The following is a 20,530-nucleotide window of genomic DNA, read 5'->3' on the forward strand; positions in this document are numbered from 1 at the left end:
GTTTGGTTATCCTGTATTAGCGGCAAACGCCGGGCGACGCGTCGAGCGCCAGAGTCGGTTTGGCGATGCGGCAACGGCCGTCGCGCAGTTGTACCGTTAACGCCGTCGGCGGCTGTTCGGCGCGCAGGTACAGCACGCTGGCCTGGCCGACAAAGCCTATCGATCGGCCGCTTTCATCCAGCACTTCGGCACCGAACGGCAACGGTGCGCCATCGGCGCGCTGCGCTCGCAGCTGGAATGGCCGACGTGGGTCAGTCTCGAATTTCAGGTAGCTGACCGCACCGTAGTACGGCACGTGGTTGGCAACGTTGCCGCTGATTTCCGCCCCGCTGCTGTGGCCGGTATCCGACAGCGTGATCGAATTTTGCCGGTACGGCGTAGCATAAGGCACCAGCGCCAGGCCCTGTGCGTTGGTCACAATGCTTTCGTCGCCGTTGACCATCAGCCCTTCGGCCTGCGGCGCTTCGACCACCGTCATGGTGTTGCCGATTTCGTTCGACGCCAGCACATGCCAGGGGATCACCACCAGGCTGCCGCGCGCGCTGAGGCCGCTCTGGCGATAATCGTTGCCTTCGCTGTAGGAGACGCCGAGCGTCGAGAGGCGGGTGCGATAGGCCGCATTGAGGCCGGCCATGTTGTCTCCGCCGCTGCGATTGCTGCCGCTCAGCGAGTAGCTCAGGCGGTTGGATTCCAGCGCGTTGCCGCTCAGGCTGACCGTGCTTTGCTGATAGTGAGAGTCCGTCACCGACAGGCCGGTGCTGAGATAGGCGTTGTTGTCGAACACCGACAGCGGCAGGCTGAACGACAGGTAATAACGCGTTTCTTCCTCACGCTGGCTATTACGCACCCGACTGGCGGAAACGGAGTAGCTGACACGCCCCAGATTGTTGGAGTATCCCAGCTGGTATTCGCGGCTTTTCGCGTTGGCCGTCCAGTAATCGCGCTGGGAACCGGAGAAGAACAGCGTGCCCCACCCTTCGTTAAGACGCTGGTTCAGGTTAAGCGTAAAAGTATTTTTCGGCCGAGCGGAACGCAGCGCGTCCCAGGTGTTCATATCCAGTTCGGACACGCCCTCCTCGTCGCGCCAGCGGTCAAACTGCCGTTCCAGTTGGCGGTAGCCGTCATTGGAGTAAATGGCGTCGGTAAAGCTGTAGTAACCGCGGGTGGAGTAACGGTAGGCCGCCAGCGTGAAGTTGGTCGCGGTGACGTCGAGAAATTTACTGTAGGCAATACGGAAACTCTGCCCGCTTTCACGGCGGTTTTTCAGGCGGGTATCGGCATGCGTCAGATCGATGGACACCGCCCCTATCGGCAGGTTCCAGCCACTGCCGAGCAGCCAGGCCTGATAGTCGTCGCTCAAAATGCTGCCGGCATAACCGGTCACCAGGTTGTTGAAACCGTACTGCAGGGTACCCTGCACAAAGCCGGGATCGTAATCGGTATTGCTTTCGTTCACCTTGCCGGCCAGCACGCTGTATTGGCTGACACCCAGTTTCAACATGTTGGGTACGGCGGAAAACGGCACGCTGAACGACTGTTCGCGCCCATCCGCCTCTTTGACCGTCACCCACAGATCGCCCGCCGAGCCGGTCGGCTGAATGCTGTCGAGGGTAAAGGCGCCCGGCGGCACGTTTTCCTGGTAGATCACGTTGCCGTTCTGCATCACTTTCACCAGGGCGTTGGTTTGCGCCACGCCCCGCACGACCGGTGAAAAGCCCTGCTGCGAGTTGGGACGCATGCTGATGTCCGACGCCAGCGCCACCCCGCGGATGCGTACCGAGTCGAACAGATCCCCCGGCGAATAAAAATCACCGGCGATCAGGTTGGATTTGATGTCGGCGAAGCCGCGCTGCAGGTAGCGCGTGTTGTTCTGCCAGTGGCTCCCTCGCCCACTGCCGTGGCGAAAGCTGCTGCTGTCGCGAAATTGCCAGCCGGCCAGATTGATCCCGGATTCCAACCCGGTATAAAAATCGTCATTATTTCTGTGATTGCCGTCGCCGCGCGCCTCGGCGTGGTAGTACGTCGCGTTGTAAGCCAGCGTCAATGCGGAGATGCCGCGATTCCAGAAGGCCGGATCCACGTATCCCGCCTCCGACCGGTTGACCCGCGCCTGCGGCACCGTCAGCCGCAGGCTCAGCGCACCGACGTCCATATCGAACCGCCCACCCTGTACCAGCGTGGCGATCGACAGCGTCGTCAACGGTGCCTGGGGCCTCGGCAACTGACTCAGATCGATGCCCAGCCGCTGCGCATCCTGGTAGTCGATTTGGATATCGTCGCGTTGTGTGCCAAACAGCAGCGCATAGCGCCCTTTCCAGTCATGGTTGACATACACATCAATCTCCTGCCGGCCGGCAGGCATGTCATTATTGAGGTAAAAACGCGAGAGATCGGAATCGCGTGATTCGCCGGCCAACAGCGAAGTATCGAACGTCACCGCCCAGGCCGTATCCGGCAACAAGAATGAAGAGGCGGTCAGCAGCGAGAGGACTTTTTTATTCAGCTTCATTGTTGTTCTTTCAGGTTAGTGTGCGGTGATGGCTTTAGACTTGTAAGCCCCCAGATCGTCGATATACATCAGGTCATAACGGACGTTTTTACTGACCGATCGTTTACTGGCAGCAAACTGGGTGGAAAACGGCGCGACCATCAGCGAATCAACCAGCAGATGCTTGTCCGTACCCTGGCCGATATTCGCTACCGTGATGAAATACGGGCTGTTGTTGATGACGTTGAACCCTTTACCATTGGCTTGCAGCGTCAGTTTTTCCATCGCGTTTTCTACGCCGCGGGTTAGCGTCTGCGGGCGGTAGAACAGCTTGATGCGTGACTTGATCGCCAACTGCAGGGTATTGGTGCCCTGGAGGTTTTCCGGCGTCGGCGGGATATCCAGCACGTTGAGATAGAACACCGATTCGCGATCCGCCGCCAATGCGGCGCCGACTTTCTGAATGCGCAGCTGCTGCCCGCTGTTGCCGTTCACTTTCACCACCGGCGGCGACAGCAAAAACGGCACGTTAGCGGTTTCCGGGGTGGAATTGATATCGCCGTCGTCGATCCAGGCCTGAACCAGTGAGGGATCGGCGCCGTTATTCAGCAGTTGGACAATCACATCCTTGTTGTTTGCCGGGTAGATCACCCGCGTCCCGTTAACCACCACATTGGCCTGGGCACCAACGGAACCGAGCAACAACGCCGCTATCATCATGTATTTTTTCATCGTTCCCCCGGGTGGCCAGGCCCATCAAGGGCCTGGCTGTCAGCGCGATTACAGGTAAGAAATGGTGTAAGTCACGTTGGAGCTCAGAGCGCCCACTTTTGCCGCTTCGGCGTTAGTTTTGTAGTAGTACGCGTCCAACGTCAGGGTTTCTGAATCCGGTGCCGCTTTGTCGCCCATGATGTCGGTGACATAAGGCACGTTCAGCTGGATGGGGGTGGAAGAACCGGTTTCCGCCAGAGAGAAGCCCACGTTCTTCGCGACGGAAGCGTCGTTCTCGTTGACCGAGTTGTTCAGCAAATATTTGCCGTCGGTCGAGATGTTATCCGCCGAGGAGAAGTAGATTTTCAGCGGGGTGCCTGCGGTACCGGCCGCCGGCGAACAGCCGGAGAAGGTCAGCGAGAAGGACTTCTTGTTTTTGGTGATTGGCCCAACGGTGTTACCCGCGTCAGTCACCGAGATCGGGCTCAGCGCTACGGTGAAATCCGCGCTCTTGCCGCCGTTAATCGTACAGGTGGTGTCGGTAATGGCGCCGGTAAAGTTAATGACGCCACCGGCGGAATTGTCTTCAGCAAAAGCCACTGGCGCAGCGACCGCAGCCGCCATGATTGCAACAGAAAGCATCTTCTTCATCATGAGATAAAACTCCATAACAGTTTGGTTTGAGGGAATAAATAAAAAACGGCCGCTGCCGGCGGGATGAAATAATCCCTCCCCGTAATACAGAGGCAAAAGGGCGAACACATTCCTGTTTTTATAAAATCAAGCCATAGCGTTATTCATCAGCCGGTAATGAAAGCGGTGAACATAACGACTTCTAGATAACCTCCGAGAAACCGGATGAAATCTCCAATAAGTTGTGCACTCGATTTTTCAATCCCATTTTGCGTAATGCACTGCATTTCTGCGTGCTGACCGTTTTTACGCTTTTATCAAGAATTCGGGAAACCTGAGTCACCGTATAACCGAAGGAAAGCAAATGGAGCGTTTCCACCTCACTTTCCGTCAGGCGATTTTTCGTATTGCGAACCGTTCCGCCCTCAACGTCTCCATTTAATGCAGAGTGCTGCGTGACCTTATCCACCAGAAAAGAAAACTCTTTACTCATACCGGGGATACTGATTTTTTTATCGAGCACAACCACATCACGCGAGACGGAACGAAATAACAGACGGCGCTTTTCTTCCGTCGTCAAAAAAACCTTTACGCCATGAATAGCAGACAATAATGTCATCGCCATGCTGAAGCGCAGCATGCTTTTTACCGCATCATCGACGATCAGAATATCGTGGCAATTACGCCCCATAGCCAAAGGCAGATCGTCGTAGTAGGCAATAACGTGATCTTTATGAAAAATCCTTGGCATCAATATTCTTTTTATCGCCGCTCTGAAAAAGATGTTTTCAGATACGATACCGATACTGAGCATACTTCCTCCATCCATGGCTAAGGACAACGGCGATACCTTGCACTAAATACCCGCCGTTTTCTTGGAAGATTCGCATTGCCGTTCGGAGCAAACAATAAGCAACTGGCACGTAAACCGGTGCCTTAAAATACTAAGATAATTCTGCATCAAACCATTAACAACAGGAACATTATTTTTATTAACTCAAATTTTAATGATTATAATCTACAAAATATTATATTTTCAGAATTTAACACCAAAAAAGACCGGTAAGAGGGTAATCCACCGTACATTTCGTTCGCCGAAAAAATAAAAAAAGCCCTGAATTGTTTATGTTTTCCGCCCGGAACCTTGACCTCTCCGAAGTTTCACTAAATACTAGCCGCGAACTGGAAGCCTATATCATTATAAAAACCTGAATACATGAAATATATTATCGACCTCTGCGTTATCTATGACGCAAACGCGTGTCGTCTCCAACTCATTGACAATGATGAGTCATCGATACGGATATCCAACCCGGCTTCACGCCTGTTAATTGAAATGCTGACTCATCCGAATATCCCATTGAAACGTGAGATGTTGATAAAAAAGGTATGGGAAGAGTATGGTTTTTCAGGCTCATCGATCAGCCTCAACGTGGCCGTCAGTGAAATAAGGAAAGCATTCAAACTGCTGAGGAGAGAAACCGCCCCCATAAAGACCCTGGCAAAAGTCGGTTTTTGCTTTACCGCCATGATTGATATTTATCCATCACCGCAGACAACCGTGAACGAAACGCCGCCCTCTTCCACATCAGAGCCGCTTTCGCCTCCCCCGCCGGTTGCCGGATCTCATATCACGTCACCGCAGAAGAAGGCAAAGATTAGCGCTATTGCCGCTATCTGCGGCGTATTTATTCCGCTGTTGTTCGTCGCGACGTTCTATCCTATTGAACCGCCCGATCAACCGAGAGAAAAGTTAGTTCCGCTAGGAAAAAAAGACCACTGCACCTTGTATTCTCTGGATGCGAACAAGCATATTGATGACAACCTGGAAAAAAGCATGGTTAACCAAGCGTTAGAGAGCAGCGGCGTCGATTGCATCAACAGCAAGGCGGATATCTATTTCTCCTCCGTAAAGCACACGTTGACTTATAACACCTTTCTTGGTGTGTGTTATTTCAGTTCGCAAGATCAATATACCCAGTGTGTCACCTACAAAATTCTCAACGGAAAATAAATGGCCGTATTGCACAATCCCAAAATACTGACTATCGGATTTTTGACAGTGATCCTCTTCATTGTCCTGTTCCGCGTTTTAACGCCCGCAGCACCAGTGCATATGAATTGCCAGGCCGATACGATAACTAAAAAACGATTAGCTTCAGGCGATGACCTGGAATTAAAAGTGACGGGCAGTTTATTCATCTATGACGAACACCATGCCATGATCGTGCAGCGCGGGGACATTACCGTGAGAGAAAAAACCTACAGCCTGGATAGAAAAATAAACTTTGATATAAGGAGGTTAGCTCACGGGTTTTACATGACTACCCACCGAGAAATCAGCAAAACCCCCGACGACAACGCACCGGATGAGCTGATCAAAGAAATCCCCATGCTCTCTCTCGGCATTAAGAACGGCGTTTTTTCGATGCGTAAAGTTCGGCAGGATGCGTACATCGTTCATGGCGTGCTTTTCCCGGTCACGCTATGCCGTTAACGTGAAAACAGAATGTAATGGAGAGACAACGAAACAGCACAAAGGGCGCGTTTATGGCAAACACGCCCCAGATACCGATTGGGGAGGGGCTATTTTACCGACATATCCGTGCGAACAATGCCGTGATTCTTCATCACCTCTTCCATGGTGAGGTTCTCATCATACGGCTTATCGTCCACCACGACGTCTTGCGGGCGCACATAGGGTTTGGTCGCGCGTTTGAACATCCACCACCACACGAACACCAGGAAAGCGCCGGACTTCAAAAATATCATGGTCCATAGGGCGACTTGATACCAGTTCATCTCTGTCTCCATACGAGCATTAAGCGAAATTGATAAGGTGGCGTTGATTATCACCCCGGCAGTGCCTGACAGCAGCAGGCATCCGGGCAGCCAACCTTGATGACCGCATAATCTCACCGATGCGTGGCCCTTATCAATAGCCGATCGCGTTTCCTGCAAAAGCGCCCCAGTTTCTGCGCACGCAAAAGCAAAAAAACCCGTGCTCGGAGAGCACGGGGTCAGAATGTATGGCGGAGGAGCAGAGATTCGAACTCTGGAACGGTTTCCCGTCGACGGTTTTCAAGACCGTTGCCTTCAGCCACTCGGCCACCCCTCCGCAACGACGCGCACTATAAACAGACCTCATTCACTTGTAAAGCCCGGGCGCGTTCAACCGCGCGAAAAACCGGCGAAGGTGCAGCAAACGGTGAACAAACGCGCACCTCATCCCCTCGCTGTTGCCGTAATGATAACTAAGGGTAAAGATTGGTAAACAAACTTTAATCAAGCGCTTGCGCTGCCTATTATCGGCATTATTTTGTGATGGCTTGATAAGAGAGAGCATTATGGACCGCATTGTCGTCTCATCTTCTTCGCGCGACTCGCTGCTCAGCACGCATAAAGTCCTGCGCAACACCTATTTCCTGTTATCCCTGACCCTGGCCTTCTCAGCCCTGACCGCAACCGCCAGCACGATGCTGGGTCTGCCGGCGCAGGGTCTGCTGCTGATGCTGGTCGGTTTCTATGGCCTGATGTTCCTGACCCATAAACTGGCCAACAGCCCGGCGGGCATTCTGGCGGCGTTTGCGCTGACCGGTTTCATGGGATACGCCCTTGGTCCAATCCTCAGTTCGTTCCTGAACGCCGGCGCGGGCGACCTGATCATGCTGGCGCTGGGCGGCACCGCAGCCGTCTTCTTCTGCTGCTCGGCGTACGTGCTGACCACCCGTAAAGACATGTCGTTCCTGTCCGGCATGATGATGGCCGGTTTTGTGGTGCTGCTGGTGGCGGTGATCGCCAACCTGTTCCTGCAGATCCCTGCCCTGCACCTGGCTATCAGCGCGCTGTTCATCCTGTTCTCCGCCGGCGCGATCCTGTGGGAAACCAGCAACATCATTCACGGCGGCGAGACCAACTACATTCGCGCCACCGTTAGCCTGTACGTGTCGCTCTACAACATGTTCATCAGCCTGTTGAGCATTCTGGGCTTCGCCCGCAGCAACTGATCGCACGTTACGCATGCCTTCCTGGCCCCGCTCCGGCGGGGCTTTGTTTTTTGCGGCCGAAAAAATTTGCTAAACTGGCGGCCGTTCCGAATTATCCGTTATCGAGGCAGTATGTTGGAGTTTGAAGGTCAGGTTATCGACACTGACGCGCAGGGCTATCTGAAAAACAGCGCCGACTGGCATGAAGGGCTGGCGCCACTGCTGGCGGCACAGGAAGAGATCGTGCTCACCGAAGCACACTGGGAAGTGGTACGCTTCGTGCGCGACTTCTATCAGGAATTTAACACCTCCCCGGCGATTCGCATGCTGGTCAAGGCCATGGCGCAAAAATACGGCGAAGAAAAAGGCAACAGCCGCTATCTGTATCGCCTGTTCCCGAAGGGGCCGGCTAAACAAGCCACCAAGATCGCCGGATTGCCGAAACCGGTAAAATGCATCTGACCGCTCCGCCCGCAGCGCCGCTGCAGGTGGGCATTCAATAGCGAATGCCAAACCCGGCGTAATCGACCACGCCCTGCGGCTCCACCAGCACGCGCTCGACGCGCGCGCTGCGCGGGCCGCCCTGTTTCAACCACGCCACCAGCGTGTCCACCTGCGCCTGTGTGCCGCAGGCCACCACCTGAACGCTGCCGTCATCAAGGTTGCGCGCATAGCCGGTCACCCCCAGCGCCTCGGCCTGCCGCTGGGTGGAATAGCGGAACCCGACCCCCTGCACCACGCCATACACATACGCAGCTATGCAAACTTGTGTCATAATCGCCCCCTTATTCAGTTTTCGTTATGGCATTGCCGTGCCTTTGCACCGCCGTGTCACTGTTTCTCTCCTAGCTGGCAGCATTATTAATTATGACCGTACGCCTGTTTCTCGCCAAAGGACGTGAAAAGTCCTTACTCCGTCGCCACCCTTGGGTGTTCTCCGGTGCCGTTCAACGCGTTGAGGGTAAAGCCCTCTCCGGTGAAACCATCGATATTCTCGACAGCCAGGGCAAGTGGCTGGCGCGCGGCGCCTATTCGCCCGAGTCGCAGATCCGCGCACGCGTCTGGACCTTCCAGAAAGATGAAGAGATTAACATCGATTTCTTCATTCGCCGCCTGCAGCAAGCACAAAGCTGGCGCGATTGGGTCGCGCAGCGCGACGGTCTGGACGGATACCGTCTGATCGCCGGCGAGTCCGACGGCATGCCGGGTATCACTATCGATCGCTTCCAGAATTTCCTGGTGCTGCAGCTGCTGTCCGCCGGTGCCGAATACCAGCGCCCGGCCCTGCTTTCCGCCCTGCAACATTGCTACCCGGAATGTTCGATCTACGATCGCTCCGACGTTGCGGTGCGCAAAAAAGAAGGCCTGCCGCTGGCGCAGGGCCCGGTGCTGGGCGATCTGCCGCCGGAACTGCTGCCGATCACCGAACACGGCATGAAGCTGCTGGTGGATATTCAGCAGGGGCACAAGACCGGTTTCTACCTCGACCAGCGCGACAGCCGCCTGGCGGCGCGCAATTACTCCGCCGGCCGTCGGGTGCTGAACTGCTTCTCCTACACCGGCGCCTTCGCCGTTTCCGCTCTGATGGGCGGCTGCGCGCAGGTGATCAGCGTGGATACCTCGCAGGCGGCGCTGGATATCGCCCGGCAGAACGTCGAGCTCAACAAGCTGGATCTGAACAAAGCGGAGTTCGTCCGCGATGACGTGTTCCAGCTGCTGCGCAACTACCGCACCCAGGGCGAGAAATTCGATCTGATCATCATGGATCCGCCGAAGTTCGTCGAGAACAAAAACCAGCTGGCCAGCGCCTGCCGCGGCTACAAAGACATCAACATGCTGGCGCTACAGCTGCTGAATCCGGGCGGCATTCTGCTCAGCTTCTCCTGCTCCGGGCTGATGCCGACCGACCTATTCCAGAAAATTTTGGCCGACGCCGCTGTAGATGCCGGACGTGATGTACAATTTATAGAGCAGTTCCGGCAGGCTGCCGATCACCCGGTGATCGCCACGTATCCTGAGGGGCTGTACCTGAAAGGATTCGCTTGTCGGGTGATGTAACTTGAAATGCGCTGCCTTGCCCCCATATATGAGCAAGGCATTGTTTCTCAGGAGGTCATCATGATTGCCAGCAAATTCGGTATCGGACAACAGGTTAGGCATAAACTGCTGGGGTATTTAGGTGTCGTGATCGATATCGACCCGGAATACTCTTTGGAACAACCCAAAGCTGACGAGATAGCGGCGAACGATGAACTGCGTTCCGCCCCTTGGTACCACGTGGTGATGGAAGACGAGGAAGGCCAACCGGTACACACCTATCTGGCGGAAGCGCAGCTGGATAGCGAAGCCCAGGAGGCGCACCCCGAGCAACCATCGCTGGATGAACTGGCGGAATCCATCCGCCACCAGCTACAGGCGCCACGCTTGCGCAATTGACCGCGCCAAGACCTGAGAAACCCGAGAGGGCCTGGCATCACGCCAGGCCCTTTTTATTCAACGCTCCAGCCCCAAACGCGGAATATCGATTTTCGGACAGCGATCCATCACCACGCGCAGCCCGGCCTGTTGCGCCAGCTCCGCCGCCTGCTCGTTAATCACGCCGATCTGCAGCCACAGTGCCCTGGCGCCGATCGCTATCGCCTCTTGCGCCACGCCGTAAGCCGCCTCTGAATTGCGAAACACGTCAACCATATCCACCGGCTGTGGTATAGCGGCCAGCGTAGCGTAAACCGGCTGCCCCAGCAGCGTCTGCCCCGCCAGTTTTGGGCTGACCGGGATCACCTGGTAGCCTTGCGCCAACAGATATGCCATCACCCCATAGCTGGGCCGCGACGGGTTATCGCTGGCACCGACCAGCGCGATAGTTTTCACCTGCTGCAACAGCTCGATAATCTCTTGATCTTGCATCTTCAACTCCCGTTTATCACTCCGTCACTCTCCGCTTCGAGTGTAACCGATCGGCACCCGCTCGGCTAAACGCAACGCGAGGGAAACTTCAGCGCAATCTTATGGTCAGAGGCTGTCGCGGTTCAGCTGCTCATGGTCGTGTCTAATCGCGATAAAATATGTAAAAATGTGAACATAACGCCCGATTGAAAAATTTTGACACAACCTGTGCCGTGTTCAACACTTAGAGCTACGTCACTTTATAAGGAGATAATGATGAAATTTGGTCTGGTGGTTGCGGCGTTGCTCAGCATCAGCATGCCTGCCGCGGCTACGACCCTGAAACTCTCCCCGGACATCGACCTGCTGGTGGTCGACGGCAAGAAAATGACAGGTTCGTTGTTAAAAGGCGCCGACAGTCTTGAACTGGATGGCGGACAGCACCAGCTGCTGTTTAAAGTGACCAAAAACGTCCGCGCCGGCCAGCATACGCAGGCCTATGCTTCCCTGCCGCTGGTTGCCTCCTTCAATACGCAAAAGATCAGCCAGGTGGCGATCGAACTGCCGCGCATCGAGAACGATCGCGATGCGCAACGCTTTGACAAGACGTTGAATTATCTGGTGGTCGATAAAGACGGCAACGCCCTGCCGTTCCGGCATGACGTGCTGCATCCCGACAGCGTCACCTTCAATGCCGATTTGGAAAAGGTGATGACGGATTACAACCGCCAGAATCGCTCCGCCTCCGTCGCGGCCTTCGTTCAGGCGAACGCCGGTAATCCCTCAACGCCCTCGCTGGCCGGCACGCCGCTGAACGCCCCAACGGTCACGCTGAAAGGGGAAAACGTGTCGGAACAGATGCTGCAATATTGGTTCCAGCAAGCCGACAAGGAAACACAGAAGCGTTTTCTGCGGTGGGCCAATAAACAGCCGGTTCGCTGATACTTCCCGGCGTCTTTCCCCGCAAAGGCGCCTTTTCTTCGCATTTTCAAGCGCAAACGCTAGGCAGTGAAAAACAGTTTCAGTAATCTGTCGCACATCCCCGATTAGCGAAGGACACCGAGATGGAATTGACCACCCGCACTATCGCCGCGCGCAAACACATTGCGCTGGTGGCGCACGATCACCGCAAACAGGCCCTGTTGGAGTGGGTAGAGAGCCACAAGACCATTTTGGCGCAGCACCAGCTGTACGCCACAGGCACCACCGGTAACCTGATCCAGCGCGCCAGCGGCATTCCGGTCACCAGCATGCTGAGTGGCCCCATGGGCGGCGATCAGCAGGTTGGCGCATTGATTGCGGAAGGCAAGATAGACATGCTGATCTTCTTCTGGGATCCGCTGAACGCGGTACCGCACGATCCGGACGTGAAGGCGCTTCTGCGGCTGGCGACCGTATGGAATATCCCGGTGGCCACCAACCGCTCGACCGCGGACTTTCTGATCGACTCTCCGCTGTTCAAAAGCGAGGTGGAGATCGCCATCCCCGACTATCAGCGCTATCTGCAAGAGCGCCTGAAGTAGTCCTCGCGGCCTGGCTACCGCCAGGCCTGATGCCTATGGTTTTTTCTGCACCGGTACGCCAAGATCTTGCAGCTGTTCGACGAACACCGAAGGGCGTTCACGATCCTGCAACAGCCATACCTGATGTTTGGCGCGAGTCAATGCGACATACAGCAGGCGGCGTTCTTCAGCATCCGGAAAATCCTCCGGCTGCGGCAGCAGCACCTCTTCCAACACCGACTCGCGCGCCACGGCGGGGAAACCGTCACGCCCTTCATGCAAACCGGCGATGATGACGTATTCCGCCTGCTGCCCCTTGCTGGCATGGATGGTCATGAATTCCAGATCCAGCTTGGGCCAGCGGGTGGCCGCTTTCCCCAGCGCTTCAGGTTTCAGATGATGGTAGCGCGCCAGCACCAGGATGCGCTCGTCCGGCTTGGCATAGCCGCTCAGCTTATCCAGCAAAGGCTCCAGCTGCTCGTGCGGCAGGATCGCCACCGACTTTTTATTGCCCTTGCTCAGGCTGTTGAGCGGTTTTTTCAACTGGTGCGGGTTCTGCTGCACGAACCGGTTGGCTACCTCACCGATACGTTCATTGAAACGATAAGTGGTATCCAGCGCGCACTGCGCCCCTTCACCGAAGTGAGTGGCGAACGCCGTGGTTAACGTCAACTCTGCACCGCTGAAACGATAGATCGCCTGCCAGTCATCCCCCACCGCAAACAGGCAGGTCTGTTTGTTTTGCCGGCGCAGCGCCGCCAGCAACAGCGCACGCTGCGGCGAGATATCCTGAAACTCATCGACCAGAATATGTTTCCACGGGCTGACAAAGCGCCCCTTGTCGAGAATATTGACCGCCTGATGGATCAGACCGGAGAAGTCCACCGCCCCTTCCTCTTTCAAGGCGCTTTTCCAGGCTTTCAGCAGCGGTGCCATCAGCCGGATGCGTTTTGAAAACAGATCGCGGATTTCTTCATCCGCCTGCTCAATCATTTCCGCCTGGCTGCCGCCGTGCATGCGCATCAGCCCCAGCCAGCGTTCCAAGCGGCCCGCCAGCCGATCCGCCAGGCGGTGATCCTGCCAAAAGTCGCCTTCCGGCACTTCCCATGCCAACTCGTCGCTCAACCATTGACGCCACCCCTTGGCCTGGGCTTTTTTCTCTGCGCACTGTTGGCGCCAGTGGGTAATCAGCAACGCTTTGCGCGCTTTGGCATCGGTTTCCAATCGGCTGATGGCCGGGGCTTTGCGGCTGCCCTGTTGAATGATCTGCAGCGCCAATGCATGGAATGTCTTGGCCTGAATGCCGACATCGCCCAAACGCGCTTTGATGCGATCATTCATCTCACTCGCTGCCTGACGGCCGAACGCCAACAGCAAAATTTGGCCCGGCTCCGCCTCCTGACGGCGCAGCAGCCAGCCGGCGCGCGCCACCAGCACCGACGTTTTGCCGCTGCCGGCCCCCGCCAATACCAGAACGGAATCCTCGCCGTTGACCACCGCACGGCTCTGAGAGTCATTGAGCGGTGAACTCTCGACGGTCTGGAAGAAGTCGTGATGTTGCTCCAGCATGCGTTCGGTCCACTGCCGGTTGCGTTGTTCGACGCTGCGCAGCCCCTGCTGCAGCCATTGCAGACACAGATGATAATCAACCCGGCAGTTATCAAACTCATCCAGACGCGCTACCGGCATCGGCAACGCGGAGAAAGCCTCGTGGATTTGCTGCTGCAACTTGCCCAGCTCAGACTTTTTAAACCATTTGTCTTGCTGCTCGATGCGCTGGATCTGCGCCACCTGCTGTTGCAACACGCCGGCGCTGACCTCGCTCATTTCTGCGCTCCACTGCTGCCAGGCCTGCTGCAGATAATGATGAAAACGCTGCGTTTCCTGCCATTCGGTGCCGTGCAGCCGCACCACTTTTTCGTCCGGCAATTCAAATTCAAGCTCGCCCCAGACGATGCCGCGCTTGCACCTGACCTGAATCAATTGATTGAAGGGGATCAGGTATTCATGTTTTTCCCCGCTCACCTCAACGCCGGCGTGCAGCAACCGCACGCGGTTATAAGGGTGCTGAGCCAGGTGTTTCCCCAGCGATGTCGCTTTAAGTTCCATATCGTCGCGCCATGACTATGTTGAGATTAAATAACGGATATCTGCCAGTTTACCTGTGATAAGCAGTGGCACTCTAGCGCTAAAAAAAGGGTAGAATAGATTTTGCGTTTTTATCGTGAATACGCCCGCATCGCGGTTTGGCCATCATTAGAGCAGAATGACGTCTATGCGTACTGTACTGAATATTCTTAATTTTGTGTTGGGCGGTTTCTTCACCACGCTGGGTTGGCTCATCGCCACGGTGTTCAGCGTGCTGCTGGTCATCACGCTGCCGCTCACCCGCTCCTGCTGGGAAATCACCAAGCTGTCGCTGGTGCCTTTCGGCAATGAGGCAATCCACGTCGATGAACTCTACCCGGAAAAAAGCAATGCGCTGCTCTCCGCCGGCGGTTCGCTGCTCAACATTATCTGGTTGGTGCTGTTCGGCTGGTGGCTATGCCTGTCACACATCGCCGCCGGTATCGTGCAGTGCGTTTCGATCATCGGCATTCCGGTCGGCATCGCCAATTTCAAAATTGCCGCCATCGCGCTGTGGCCGGTGGGGCGCCGCGTCGTCTCGGTAGAAATGGCTCAGCAAGCGCGTATTGAGAATGCTCGCCGCCACTATCATCAGCGTTAATTTTTTCTCCGTTTGAGGAGTTTTTCGTGCTCTCTTTTGCACCCGCAGTTCGTCGTTATACCTACAACAGCAACCTGCTGTACCACCTGCGCATCCTTATTGCGCTGATCGGCACCACCGCCGTTCCCTGGTGGCTGGGCATTCCCAAGCTGACCATCCCGCTAACGCTGGGCGTCGTGGCGGCGGCCCTGACTGATTTGGATGACCGCCTGGCCGGCAGGTTACGCAACCTGCTGATCACGCTGGTGTGCTTCTTTGTCGCCTCTGCTTCAATCGAGCTGCTGTTCCCCTACCCCTGGTTGTTCGCCCTTGGCTTAACCACGTCAACCTGCGGTTTTATCCTGCTCGGTGCCTTGGGGCAACGTTATGCCACCATCGCCTTCGGCGCGCTGCTGATCGCGGTTTATACCATGCTCGGTACCGCCATGTACGACGCCTGGTATCAGCAACCGCTGCTGTTGGTGATCGGCGCACTGTGGTACAACCTGCTGATGCTGGCGGGCCACCTGCTGTTCCCTATCCGGCCGCTGCAAGAGAACCTCGCGCGCTGCTACGATCAGTTGGCCAACTATCTGGATGCCAAAGCCAATCTGTTCGATCCCGATGCCGAGCGCGACGCCGATCTGCCCTGGATGGATGTCGCGATGGCCAACAGCGCCTTGGTCGCGTTGCTTAACCAAACCAAAGCCTCGCTGCTGACGCGCCTGAAAGGCGATCGCGGCCAGCGTGGCACCCGCCGCACCTTGCACTACTATTTTGTCGCGCAGGATATCCACGAACGCGCCAGCTCTTCCCACGTTCAGTACCACGCGCTCAGCCGGCAATTCCGCCACAGCGACATTTTGTTCCGCTTCCAGCGTTTGCTGAGCATGCAGGCGCGCGCCTGCCGCCAATTGGCACAATCGATCCTGCTGCGGCAAAAGTACCAGCACAACCCGCGCTTTGAACCGGCTTTCAGCCGCATTCAGGAGGCATTGGTGCGCATCGCCGAAACCCAGGGCAATACCGAGCAGACCAAGGCGCTGGCGCATCTGTTGAAAAACCTGCATGCGATCGATGCGCAGCTGGCCAATATCGAATCAGAGCAGACGCTGGCCAGCGGGCAAGCGGAAGAGAACAGCCTGGCCGATGACCGCTTAACCGGCTGGAGCGATATCCGGCTGCGCATCAGCCGCCATTTGACGCCCCAGTCGGCCCTGTTTCGCCACGCGATCCGCATGTCGGTGGTGCTTTGCGTGGGTTACGCCTTCATTCAATTCACCGGCATGCAGCACGGTTACTGGATCCTGTTGACCAGCCTGTTCGTCTGCCAACCGAACTACAATGCCACCCGCCGACGCCTGGCATTGCGCATCATCGGTACCCTGGCCGGTATTCTTATCGGCCTGCCAATCCTCTATTTCGTGCCTTCACTGGAAGGCCAGCTGGTGTTGATCGTCATCACCGGCGTTCTGTTCTTCGCTTTCCGCACCGTACAATATGCGCACGCGACGATGTTCATCACGCTGCTGGTGCTGTTGTGCTTTAACCTGTTGGGTGAAGGATTCGAAGTGGCAGCTCCGCGCGTTTACGATACCTTGCTGGGCTGCGCCATCGCTTGGGCGGCAGTCAGCTTTATCTGGCCGGACTGGAAGTTCCGCCAACTGCCGGCGGTGGTGGATAAAACGCTGAATGCCAACTGCCGTTATCTGGACGCCATTCTGGTGCAATACCACCAGGGTAAGGATAACGGCCTCGCCTACCGCATTGCGCGGCGAGATGCCCACAACAGCGATGCCGAGCTGGCTTCGGTCATCTCCAACATGTCCGCCGATCCCAAGGCCGACAAGGCTCTGCAGGAAGCCGCCTTTCGCCTGCTCTGCCTGAACCACACACTCCTGAGTTACATCTCGGCGTTGGGTGCGCACCGCGAGCGGCTGAATACCCCTGCCACGCTCGACCTGCTCAATGATGCCGTGTGTTACGTGGACGGCGCCCTGCATCAGGAAGAACAGAACAGCCAGCGCATTGCGCAGGCGCTGGAACAGCTGGCGGAGCGCATTCGCCAAGCCGTTCCGGAACCTGAAAGCAAAGAACAGCTGGTTTTGCAGCAGGTGGGTCTGGTGCTAGAACTTCTGCCGGAACTCACCGCGCTGCACACCCAAATCAATAAGACAGCCTAATTATTCAGGGCCTGCTCTACGGGCCCTGAATCACCGGCTCATGTCCATGGCGGCGCATCGCCATCATATGATCGAACCAGCGCACCAATTCGTTATGCAATTCAGCCGGTAATGCCGCCTGATGATAACCGGCTATCGCCCCGCCCAGCGACAACAGGACGCGCAATCCCAGATTGGTCTGTTGTTGCAGCAGGCTAAGATAGCTGCGTTTCGCGCCCTGCAACCGCAGGTCATAAGCGTTGCGGATACCCGCTCGCCACAACAGTCGCTCCATATTGACATCTATATTCGGCAGCGCCTTCAATCTGCCGTGGTCGCCGGCCTTGAGCCGCTGTTCCCGACGGGCCTCCCTGACAGCTTGCCAGGCCAGCCCCACCAATTCGTTACGTTCCCGCCACAGTGACTCGTCAACCCAGTAATAGCGCAAAGTGATGGGCACACCGCGCTTGGAATAGACCATATTAACCATGCCCCGAGCGCGAAAGGCCGGTTCCATGCTCGCTGTAGCCCGCAAATACAGCTCGCCTTCCGCTATCACTGCAAACATCACCCCCTCAGCCAACAGCCCATAGCCGCCAAACTGTGACCGCGTGGTGATGGAGCCCAGCGCCGCGAAGCAACTTTTAGCCTGCGTAATTCTTCTCGTCGACATCCTTTTCATAGCGTTCCTCCTTTTTAGGTTCCGGTCGTATTATTTCTCTCATCAATGAAAAAAGTAACGTGAACAACTAATTAGAAAAATACGCACTATCCGTCTGCATGCCAATCACAAAAAACACCGGTACAAAAAATGATCGCAATTATGCGAGCCGCTACGAAAATTTGGGTTGATCTTATCCGAAATCAGGGATACTGTATAAACATACAGTAACACGACGGGCGGGAACTTTATGCGTACTCAATCACTCTACCAACCTCATTTTAGCCATGGCTCTTTTACCGCGAACAGCGTTGCGAAGAACACAAATGTCGGCAAAGAGAATGGCTTGATCAGTGAACTTGTTTACAACGAGCGCCAGCCCGCAGTGGCTCAACTGCTGTTGCCCCTGCTGCAGCAACTGGGCAAGCAGTCTCGCTGGCTTCTGTGGCTGACGCCGCAGCAAAAGTTAAGCAAGCAATGGCTGCAGCAATCCGGCCTGCCGGTGGATAAAATGGTACAGTTGAGCCAAATCAGCCCGGTGAATACGGTTGAGGCAATGGAAAAAGCGCTGCAAACGGGGAACTACAGCGTGGTACTCGGCTGGTTGCCCGAGCTAACGGAGGAGGATCGTCTAAAATTAAGACGTGCTGCAGAATTGGGTAATGCCTACGGGTTTATCATGCGTCCTCAACGTGACATTGACCCGACTCACGGACACTGTTCCACCCTAAAAATTCACTCTTCTTTGTATCATTAAGTAAATTTAGGATTTTTCCCATCATTTTCGCACCCCGTAGAGGGAACCTTTGCGGGATAAGGCACAAAGCTAGTCCGGCCGCGGTTTGCCAAGCAAAAACGCCCGATGAATCGTCGTTTTTTTAGGCTAAGAATGTTAGCAAATATGTACGATTCCGCGTTTTTTTTTAGAGCCTTATCACATCACACTTGTAACTTTCGCGCCACGTTGTAGACTTTACATCGCCAAGGTTGCTCTATAACGTCAGAAAAACTGGCGAGTAACAAACGAGGGCTTAAACCTTGGCGAAGGAATTTAACCAAGGGCTTAAAACAGCTTTAAAGCTCATTGCCTATTTGGATGATAACGAGGCGCAAAATGAAAAAGACAGCTATCGCATTAGCAGTGGCACTGGCAGGTTTCGCTACCGTAGCGCAAGCCGCTCCAAAAGATAACACCTGGTACACCGGTGCTAAACTGGGCTGGTCCCAGTACCACGACACTGGTTTCTACGGTAACGGTTACCGCGTAGACAACGATGCACGTAAAGACCAAATCGGTGCTGGTGCATTCTTGGGCTATCAAGCTAACCAATACCTGGGCTTCGAAATGGGTTACGACTGGTTGGGTCGTATGAAATATACCGGCCGTAACACCGGTTCATTCAAAGCGCAGGGCGTTCAACTGGCAGCTAAACTGAGCTACCCAATCGTTGACGATCTGGACATCTATACCCGCCTGGGCGGCATGGTATGGCGTGCAGACAGCGATGGCGTTGGTTCTAACGGCGGCAACCACGACACCGGCGTTTCCCCGCTGGCTGCTGTTGGTGTTGAATACGCACTGACCAAAAACTGGGCTACTCGCCTGGACTACCAGTTCGTAAGCAACATCGGTGATGCAGGTACCGTTGGTGCGCGTCCAGACAACACCATGCTGAGCGTGGGCGTTTCTTACCGCTTCGGTCAGGATGACGTAGTTGCTCCAGTTGCTCCAGCTCCAGCTCCGGCTCCAGTTGTTGAAACCAAGCGTTTCACTCTGAAGTCTGACGTGCTGTTCAACTTCAATAAAGCAACTCTGAAGCCACAAGGTCAGCAGGCTCTGGATCAGCTGTACTCCCAGCTGAGCTCCATGGATCCTAAAGACGGTTCCGTAGTTGTTCTGGGTTACACTGACGCCGTTGGTTCTGCTCAGTACAACCAGAAACTGTCTGAAAAACGCGCACAAAGCGTTGTTGACTACCTGGTCTCCAAAGGCATCCCGTCAGACAAAATCTCTGCACGTGGCATGGGCAAAGCTGATCCAGTTACTGGCAACACCTGTGGCTACAAAGCTGGCCGCGCTACCAAAGCTCAGATCGACTGCCTGGCACCAGATCGTCGTGTAGAGATCGAAGTTAAAGGTATCAAAGACGTTGTAACTCAGCCTCAGGGCTAAGTTTACTCGCCTAATAAAAAACCCCGCATTGCGGGGTTTTTTTTCGTCCTGCTGTTATCAGAACATTCAAGACCCAGTGTAACTAAGGCGCTCTGCCCCGTTTACTTAGGTTCTTTACCGAGAATCGCCTTCAAATCTTCTTTCAACGACGACATCTGATTCGCATACTTCTCTTTGCGCTCAGCATCTTCGATAAGCTGCACAACCGTTTCCGACAGCGTGACGCCACGACGGCGCGCCAGGGCAGCCAAGCGTTGCCAAACCAAAAACTCCAGATCGATAGATTTTTTACGCGTATGCTGATGTTCTGCGTTAAAATGACGTTTGCGGCGGGCGCGGATCGTTTGCTTCATCCGGTTATCCAGCTCCGGATTCATATGAGCGGCAATCCATGCAAGTACCTTTACCGGCTCATTTTCCAGCTTCAGCAGCTCGTTAACCGCCTCCTGAGCAGCGCTGTTTTCAATGTAGCGGGTAATAAGTTCCCCTTCCCGGTGCTTCTTCACCAGGTACTTCCATTTCCAACCGCTCTCCAGATTTTCCAGTTGCTGATATTTCATCTTGAGCTCTTCAGTGACCGCGTAACTTCAAATAAGCATAACAGCTTTGCGCCGAATTTCC

The 20,530-nt window shown here is 55.3% G+C and carries 22 protein-coding genes and 1 tRNA gene; 12 read left to right on the forward strand and 11 right to left on the reverse strand.

Going from position 1 to position 20,530, the window contains the following annotated elements:
• Positions 1 to 16 precede the first annotated feature (16 nt).
• The 4 genes from GF111_RS03540 to GF111_RS03555 form a co-directional block, all read right to left on the reverse strand.
• Positions 17 to 2,509 carry a fimbria/pilus outer membrane usher protein gene (locus GF111_RS03540; RefSeq protein ID WP_147191186.1) on the reverse strand — a complete coding sequence of 831 codons (2,493 nt, stop codon included), beginning with the start codon at positions 2,507 to 2,509 and terminating at the stop codon, positions 17 to 19.
• 15 nt (positions 2,510 to 2,524) lie between these two features.
• The gene (locus GF111_RS03545; protein ID WP_038875272.1) at positions 2,525 to 3,220 is read right to left on the reverse strand and encodes a molecular chaperone; all 696 of its coding nucleotides are present in this window, start codon (positions 3,218 to 3,220) and stop codon (positions 2,525 to 2,527) included.
• Between the two features lie 48 nt (positions 3,221 to 3,268).
• Positions 3,269 to 3,853, reverse strand: a complete 585-nt coding sequence (locus tag GF111_RS03550) for a fimbrial protein (RefSeq protein ID WP_038875270.1) — start codon at positions 3,851 to 3,853, stop codon at positions 3,269 to 3,271.
• Between the two features lie 181 nt (positions 3,854 to 4,034).
• Positions 4,035 to 4,646: a response regulator transcription factor gene (locus GF111_RS03555; RefSeq protein WP_047727888.1), complete on the reverse strand. Its 612-nt coding sequence runs from the start codon at positions 4,644 to 4,646 to the stop codon at positions 4,035 to 4,037.
• A gap of 402 nt (positions 4,647 to 5,048) precedes the next feature.
• On the opposite strand from GF111_RS03555, the gene GF111_RS03560 reads away from it, so the two are divergent.
• Positions 5,049 to 5,846 (forward strand): winged helix-turn-helix domain-containing protein, encoded by a 798-nt coding sequence (locus GF111_RS03560; protein WP_053056818.1) that lies wholly within the window; start codon positions 5,049 to 5,051, stop codon positions 5,844 to 5,846.
• On the forward strand, positions 5,847 to 6,329 hold the full coding sequence (locus GF111_RS03565) for a hypothetical protein (protein ID WP_047727890.1): 483 nt from the start codon (positions 5,847 to 5,849) through the stop codon (positions 6,327 to 6,329).
• Between the two features lie 89 nt (positions 6,330 to 6,418).
• Here the strand turns inward: GF111_RS03565 and GF111_RS03570 are convergent, their stop codons facing one another.
• Together GF111_RS03570 and GF111_RS03575 are read right to left on the reverse strand one after the other, a co-directional pair.
• Positions 6,419 to 6,634, reverse strand: a complete 216-nt coding sequence (locus GF111_RS03570; protein ID WP_038875263.1) for a hypothetical protein — start codon at positions 6,632 to 6,634, stop codon at positions 6,419 to 6,421.
• 228 nt (positions 6,635 to 6,862) lie between these two features.
• Positions 6,863 to 6,950, reverse strand: a tRNA-Ser gene (locus GF111_RS03575).
• 229 nt (positions 6,951 to 7,179) lie between these two features.
• Here GF111_RS03575 and yccA point away from each other — a divergent pair.
• Entirely contained in the window at positions 7,180 to 7,839 is a 660-nt protein-coding gene (gene yccA / locus GF111_RS03580) for an FtsH protease modulator YccA (protein WP_094461435.1), read from the forward strand.
• Between the two features lie 111 nt (positions 7,840 to 7,950).
• On the forward strand, positions 7,951 to 8,280 hold the full coding sequence (tusE, locus tag GF111_RS03585) for a sulfurtransferase TusE (RefSeq protein WP_004928095.1): 330 nt from the start codon (positions 7,951 to 7,953) through the stop codon (positions 8,278 to 8,280).
• 34 nt (positions 8,281 to 8,314) lie between these two features.
• Here tusE and yccX read toward each other — a convergent pair whose 3' ends face one another.
• Entirely contained in the window at positions 8,315 to 8,593 is a 279-nt protein-coding gene (gene yccX, locus GF111_RS03590) for an acylphosphatase (RefSeq protein WP_038875257.1), read from the reverse strand.
• 92 nt (positions 8,594 to 8,685) lie between these two features.
• Here yccX and rlmI point away from each other — a divergent pair, with 92 nt between their 5' ends.
• Positions 8,686 to 9,876 carry a 23S rRNA (cytosine(1962)-C(5))-methyltransferase RlmI gene (gene rlmI, locus GF111_RS03595; RefSeq protein WP_038875254.1) on the forward strand — a complete coding sequence of 397 codons (1,191 nt, stop codon included), beginning with the start codon at positions 8,686 to 8,688 and terminating at the stop codon, positions 9,874 to 9,876.
• 60 nt (positions 9,877 to 9,936) lie between these two features.
• Positions 9,937 to 10,254 carry a heat shock protein HspQ gene (gene hspQ, locus GF111_RS03600; RefSeq protein ID WP_033637900.1) on the forward strand — a complete coding sequence of 106 codons (318 nt, stop codon included), beginning with the start codon at positions 9,937 to 9,939 and terminating at the stop codon, positions 10,252 to 10,254.
• Between the two features lie 57 nt (positions 10,255 to 10,311).
• On the opposite strand, the gene GF111_RS03605 is transcribed toward hspQ, so the two are convergent.
• Complete coding sequence (locus tag GF111_RS03605; RefSeq protein WP_047727892.1) at positions 10,312 to 10,725, reverse strand: CoA-binding protein; 414 nt, start codon at positions 10,723 to 10,725, stop codon at positions 10,312 to 10,314.
• Positions 10,726 to 10,980: 255 nt separating this feature from the next.
• Here GF111_RS03605 and GF111_RS03610 point away from each other — a divergent pair, with 255 nt between their 5' ends.
• Positions 10,981 to 11,646, forward strand: a complete 666-nt coding sequence (locus GF111_RS03610) for a DUF2057 family protein (protein ID WP_055312439.1) — start codon at positions 10,981 to 10,983, stop codon at positions 11,644 to 11,646.
• A gap of 122 nt (positions 11,647 to 11,768) precedes the next feature.
• The gene (locus GF111_RS03615; RefSeq protein WP_038875247.1) at positions 11,769 to 12,227 is read left to right on the forward strand and encodes a methylglyoxal synthase; all 459 of its coding nucleotides are present in this window, start codon (positions 11,769 to 11,771) and stop codon (positions 12,225 to 12,227) included.
• A gap of 33 nt (positions 12,228 to 12,260) precedes the next feature.
• Here GF111_RS03615 and helD read toward each other — a convergent pair whose 3' ends face one another.
• Complete coding sequence (gene helD, locus GF111_RS03620) at positions 12,261 to 14,315, reverse strand: DNA helicase IV (protein WP_147191041.1); 2,055 nt, start codon at positions 14,313 to 14,315, stop codon at positions 12,261 to 12,263.
• Between the two features lie 166 nt (positions 14,316 to 14,481).
• Between helD and GF111_RS03625 the strand changes: the two genes are divergently transcribed.
• Together GF111_RS03625 and yccS are read left to right on the forward strand one after the other, a co-directional pair.
• Entirely contained in the window at positions 14,482 to 14,934 is a 453-nt protein-coding gene (locus tag GF111_RS03625; RefSeq protein WP_004928120.1) for a YccF domain-containing protein, read from the forward strand.
• Between the two features lie 26 nt (positions 14,935 to 14,960).
• Positions 14,961 to 17,096 carry a YccS family putative transporter gene (gene yccS / locus GF111_RS03630; protein WP_055317074.1) on the forward strand — a complete coding sequence of 712 codons (2,136 nt, stop codon included), beginning with the start codon at positions 14,961 to 14,963 and terminating at the stop codon, positions 17,094 to 17,096.
• Positions 17,097 to 17,112: 16 nt separating this feature from the next.
• Here the strand turns inward: yccS and GF111_RS03635 are convergent, their stop codons facing one another.
• Complete coding sequence (locus GF111_RS03635) at positions 17,113 to 17,757, reverse strand: TfoX/Sxy family DNA transformation protein (protein WP_055312436.1); 645 nt, start codon at positions 17,755 to 17,757, stop codon at positions 17,113 to 17,115.
• Positions 17,758 to 17,986: 229 nt separating this feature from the next.
• On the opposite strand from GF111_RS03635, the gene sulA reads away from it, so the two are divergent.
• Positions 17,987 to 18,493, forward strand: a complete 507-nt coding sequence (gene sulA / locus GF111_RS03640) for an SOS-induced cell division inhibitor SulA (RefSeq protein ID WP_047727899.1) — start codon at positions 17,987 to 17,989, stop codon at positions 18,491 to 18,493.
• Between the two features lie 357 nt (positions 18,494 to 18,850).
• The gene (ompA, locus tag GF111_RS03645) at positions 18,851 to 19,909 is read left to right on the forward strand and encodes a porin OmpA (protein WP_094461450.1); all 1,059 of its coding nucleotides are present in this window, start codon (positions 18,851 to 18,853) and stop codon (positions 19,907 to 19,909) included.
• A gap of 101 nt (positions 19,910 to 20,010) precedes the next feature.
• Here the strand turns inward: ompA and matP are convergent, their stop codons facing one another.
• Positions 20,011 to 20,469 carry a macrodomain Ter protein MatP gene (gene matP / locus GF111_RS03650; RefSeq protein WP_019454505.1) on the reverse strand — a complete coding sequence of 153 codons (459 nt, stop codon included), beginning with the start codon at positions 20,467 to 20,469 and terminating at the stop codon, positions 20,011 to 20,013.
• Positions 20,470 to 20,530: the final 61 nt, after the last annotated feature.

The organism is Serratia sp. HRI, from assembly GCF_010119335.3.
Classification (GTDB): Bacteria; Pseudomonadota; Gammaproteobacteria; order Enterobacterales; family Enterobacteriaceae; genus Serratia; species Serratia nevei.